The 4,658-nt window shown below is 63.3% G+C and carries 4 protein-coding genes and 1 pseudogene; 4 read left to right on the plus strand and 1 reads right to left on the minus strand.

Annotated features, from left to right (window positions below):
* Positions 1-1,162, minus strand: a 1,162-nt coding sequence (locus tag EOB59_RS33640) for an MFS transporter (protein ID WP_245486873.1), incomplete at its 3' end; no start/stop codon positions are given.
* Between the two features lie 319 nt (positions 1,163-1,481).
* Here EOB59_RS33640 and EOB59_RS33645 point away from each other — a divergent pair.
* From EOB59_RS33645 to EOB59_RS33660, 4 genes and pseudogenes are all read left to right on the plus strand, one after another.
* Entirely contained in the window at positions 1,482-2,408 is a 927-nt protein-coding gene (locus EOB59_RS33645) for an ArdC family protein (protein ID WP_095482613.1), read from the plus strand.
* On the plus strand, positions 2,408-3,271 hold the full coding sequence (locus EOB59_RS33650; protein ID WP_128290226.1) for a hypothetical protein: 864 nt from the start codon (positions 2,408-2,410) through the stop codon (positions 3,269-3,271). The genes EOB59_RS33645 and EOB59_RS33650 overlap by 1 nt, the downstream gene beginning before the upstream one ends.
* Before the next feature lie 659 nt (positions 3,272-3,930).
* On the plus strand, positions 3,931-4,242 hold the full coding sequence (locus EOB59_RS33655; RefSeq protein WP_095482589.1) for a DUF736 domain-containing protein: 312 nt from the start codon (positions 3,931-3,933) through the stop codon (positions 4,240-4,242).
* A 167-nt stretch (positions 4,243-4,409) separates the two neighbouring features.
* A pseudogene (locus tag EOB59_RS33660) lies at positions 4,410-4,658 on the plus strand (MFS transporter); the annotation flags it as partial.

The raw sequence follows: 4,658 nt of genomic DNA on the forward strand, positions 1-4,658 counted from the left end.
GGACAAGCCGCCAACGCAGACCGCAATGGCGGAGCCGCACGCCATGTAGAGGGTTGCCTCGGAGGCTCCGGGCACCATTGTCGGCAGCAGATATATGGCAAGGCCAAACCCACTCGTAAGCAGGGTCGTGAAGGCTTGCGGCTTGCACGCGGCCGATCATCGTGGTGTCCACGACTGTCAGAAGATGGCCATTGGCTGCCGCTCGGGCCACGTTCCAGAGCATGCCGGCCACGCAATAAAGAACCACGGCGACTGCCGGACTTGTAGCCAGGGAGAACAGAATCAGGGAGGCGCCCGCCGCAATCAGGATTGTGGGCGTAAGGTTTCGGAGGCGTTCGGCAATTGATGGAATGCCGACAACCGCCAATGCGACCATCCCAGCGACAGCGGCTGTCATCTCGAGCAGTCCGAACAGTTCGCTGTCTCCGCTGAGTGATCGGGTCACAAAACCTGGAAGGAGCAGATTGGTGATCTGGATCACGGCAAAGGCCAGGCCGACAGTTACCGCCGCCGAGAGGCTGTATGGATTGTTGAGCAAATAGCTCAGGGCCTGCCTCGAAGCGGGAATGAGGCTGAGCCGCTGCGACGATTGAACATTGCCGGCATGCGACGTGATCATCTTCAGCATGGGAAGACAGGCCAGCGCCACCAGTGCGAACAACAGGGCAGACATGGGACTGCCGAGCCTGTCGATGGCAAGTCCGGCAGCACCTGTTCCGATCGCTATGCCAGCCTGGTTAAAGAGGGAGAGCCGAAGGGCGAATCCCATGCGCTGGGCTTCTGGGACAATCGCCTGCAAAATGCCACTCAGCGATCCCGCCAAAAGCGCGAACCCGAAGGCTCCCAATACGCCGGAAACGATGAGAAGCACTGGCGACAGAGATTCTGCGACAATTCCGGTGGCAGCGAGAAGGAACAGCCCCAAGGCCCTGATCATCTGCCCTGCCACCGTGACGGTCCGCCGATCGTGCCGATCGACCAGATGACCCGCGACCGGCGCAAGCAACAGACCCGCCACACTGGATGAAAGCAGCACCAGTCCCACCAGCCGAGAGCCGCCACCATGGAAAGCTATCCAGGCAGGCAGAACGATTCCGACACCCACGATAAAGAAAGAAGCGGACGAAAATGCAATGAATAGCGGTCGTTCAAAAGCTCTCACGCGGTATCCAGCCTGATCAACATTGCTGCGCCCGGCACCCGATTCGGTAGCAGGCCCCCTGGGCCTAAAAGCAATAAATGAGAAAAAGCAGGCAGACCACCTGATGCGGCCGTGCCAACCGCGGTCAGTCACGAATGTTGGTCCTGCTCCGGTCCTCGTTCCGCGAAACGGCTTCGCCGTCCTCCACTAACGTTGCGGCCCTCAAGCGACGTGTCCCTTCCTTCCGATTGCTCTTCTGCGGGTTCGCGGGCCTGCGGTCCTGCGCTGTCGGACCTCGTGACGGCCGCGATTGGCGCGGCCTCGAATGGAGGTCCGGAAAATGGACAGGAAGAGCAACAAATCCCGCGTCGATATCTACGCGAAGATCACCGACCGCATCGTCGCGGAGCTGGAAAAGGGCGTGCGTCCGTGGGTGAAGCCGTGGAGCGCGGCGAACACCACGGGGCGTATCACGCGCCCGCTGCGCCACAATGGACTGCCGTATCAGGGGATCAATACCCTGCTTCTCTGGTCGGAGGCGGTTTCGAGGGGTTTTGTTTCCCCGACCTGGATGACGTTCAAGCAGAGCGTCGAGCTGGGCGGTCATGTCCGCAAAGGCGAGACCGGATCGATGGTTGTCTATGCCAGCCGCATCGTGCGCACCGAAACCGATGCCTATGGCGAAGAGGTCGAGCGCGGGGTCCCGTTCCTCAAGGCCTATACGGTGTTTTGTGCCGACCAGATCGACGGCTTGCCCGCGCAGTACTACGGCAATCCCGCGCCGGTGTCCGATCCGGTGGAGCGGATCGAACATGCGGATGCCTTCTTCGCAAATACCGGGGCCGTCATCCGCCACGGTGGCGACAAGGCGTATTTCAATCCGGCTCTCGATATTGTGCAAATGCCGCCGTTCGAGAGTTTCCGCGACAGGCCCGGCTACTATGCGACCCTCGGACACGAAATGACCCATTGGGTCGGGTCGGAAAAGCGGCTTGATCGCAACCTCTCCCGTTACCACAAGGATCGCGAGTTCCGGGCCCACGAAGAGCTCGTGGCCGACCTCGGCGGCTGCTTTTTAGCAGCTGACCTCGGCATCGTGCCAGAGCTCGAGCCGCGGCCTGACCATGCCAGCTACCTGGCAAGCTGGCTCGAAATCCTCAGGAACGAGAAGCGATTCATCTTTGCCGCGGCGGCCCATGCCCAGCGTGCGGTCAACTATCTGCATGATCTCCAACCGAATGCGACACAGATCACGGAGGCTGCGTGATGTTGCATTCTCCAATCGTTGCCGGGGGTGGCGTGGAGCCATCCCCCATCCGCCTTCGTGTGCTCAGCCTCGGGGCAGGGGTCCAGTCCACCACGCTCGCGCTGATGGCCGCCCATGGGCATTTCGGCCCGTTGGATTGTGCGATCTTCGCCGATACCGGCTGGGAGCCTGCCGCAGTCTACGAGCATCTTCGCTGGCTGATGTCGCCGGACGTCCTGCCGTTCCCGGTGCATATCGTGTCGGCCCGCAATCTTCGGGAGAGCCTGATTGCTGCTGGCAACGGCAAGAGATGGGCGTCGATCCCGGCTTTCACCCGCACCGTCGACCGCCGCGGCAATGTCTCGATCGGCATGATACGGCGACAATGCACCACCACCAGCAAGATCGAACCGATCCGCCGCAAGGTGCGGGAACTGGCTGGTCTCACGCGCAAACGCTCCCCGACATATCCCGTCGTTCACCAGTGGCTGGGCATCTCGATGGACGAGGTGGTGCGCATGAAGCCGAGCCGGGCAGCGTGGCAACTCAACCGCTTTCCCCTCATCGAGAGCCGCATGACCCGAAAGGACTGTCTCGCTTGGCTGAAAAGCCATGGCTATCCGAAACCGCCGAAGAGCGCGTGCATCGGCTGCCCCTTCCACAGTGACGCCATGTGGCGATCCATGCGGAACAACGACCGGGCGGCATGGGACGATGCGGTGGAGGTGGATCGGGCGATCCGCACCGGCCTGCGTGGCATACGCGGCGAGGTCTTCCTGCATCGCTCCGGCGTTCCCCTCGATGAAGCCGATTTGTCTACAGCGGCCGACCACGGCCAGCTCGACCTCTGGCCGAATGAATGCGAGGGCATGTGCGGTCTGTAATGGTCCCGCCTGGCACGCGTCGGTGGCTTCAGCACACCGGCGCCCCGTAGCCGGCCGAAGCGGCCGCCGTGGCACCGGTCAGTTCCGGTAGTAGCCCGGCGGGCCGGGTCAGATCAGCCGGCCCGTGCCGACGTCCAGCCTAGATGGGTATTTCCATGACCGTGTAGCGGCCATCCATCTTGAAGGGGCGGACGCCGGACCCGGACTTTCGCCATTCGGCCGGTCGTCCTTTGACCGGATAGGAGGCGGCGGTGGCGTCCCTTTCCGGTTGGACGGTCTGTCGTTATGCGATCGCGCCTGACGGGGAGGGGTTTTTGATGGCGCCTCACCGTGGCTACGGTTGTGGTGATCATGCCGGGTTCGCCTGTCGTCTGGCCGCGGTTTCATGGAAGGGCGCACCACCTGCGTCCTCGATGTGGCTGGTCTGACCGAAGGCCGTCTTCGCTTCGCTACGCCTCGTTCTCAAACCCGCAACAGCCGGTCGCGACTTTCTTCCCCTGACGGCTACGCCGCCATTCCGCGCGGAACAAGAAAGCCTCGCCCTGGCTGCCCTCCACTGCGTTGCGTCCCCTGCGGGGTGCGGGCCGATCGCCTCCGGTCTGTCGACCGCCATCGAGGTCGCGATGGTCGCGGCCCGAGAAACTCACGGAGACGACATCATGGCTACCATCGGCACCTTCACTTCCTCGGGCAACGGTTTTGCGGGCACGATCAAGACGCTCAACCTCAACGTCAAGGCCAAGCTGGTTCGCATCGAGAGCCCCTCCGACAAGGGCCCGCACTTCCGCATCTTCTCGGGCAATGTCGAGCTGGGTGCGGCCTGGCAGAAGGTCTCCAGGGAAACCGAGCGCGACTACCTCTCGGTCAAGCTGGACGACCCGAGCTTCCCCGCTCCGATCTACGCCACCCTGATCGAGGTGGAGGGCGAGGAAGGCCTGCAGCTGATCTGGTCTCGCCCCAACCGGGACTGATCGCCTCGACGAGGGCTCCGCCGCAAGGCGGGGCCTTCGGCCTTTCCGAGCGGGCGCCGGCAGGCAGAAGGAGCAAGAAATCTCGCCGCCTGCATCCGAGATGACCATCTGGCCCCGACGGGAGGCCTCATGACCGGCGTGGTCCTGCTGCCACGCCTCGGCCGCCGGTTGGGCTGCTAGGCGTGGGGCTGTTGGCGGCGGCGCTCATTGCGCTGGCCTTCCTGCGCGACTTCTGGCCGCTCTTTGCGGCGCGCCTGGTTCTGGGCTGCGGTGCGGGTCTCATGTTCATCGTCGCCGAAACGGCGCTGAACACTGCCGCAGCGCCAGAGCGGCGCGGCCGGATCACGGGGGTCTACACCGCTGCCAGCGCCCTTGGTTTCGTGTTCGGTCCGGCTCTGATCGCGCTGATGCCCGAC

This window comes from Mesorhizobium sp. M7A.F.Ca.MR.176.00.0.0, from assembly GCF_004023165.1.
Lineage (GTDB): Bacteria > Pseudomonadota > Alphaproteobacteria > Rhizobiales > Rhizobiaceae > Mesorhizobium.

Bases quoted from the DNA above. Each gene is read 5' to 3' on its own strand.
- EOB59_RS33645 (WP_095482613.1), top strand. From the start codon at position 1,482: ATGGACAGGAAGAGCAACAAATCCCGCGTCGATATCTACGCGAAGATC.
- EOB59_RS33650 (WP_128290226.1), top strand. From the start codon at position 2,408: ATGTTGCATTCTCCAATCGTTGCCGGGGGTGGCGTGGAGCCATCCCCC.
- EOB59_RS33655 (WP_095482589.1), top strand. From the start codon at position 3,931: ATGGCTACCATCGGCACCTTCACTTCCTCGGGCAACGGTTTTGCGGGC.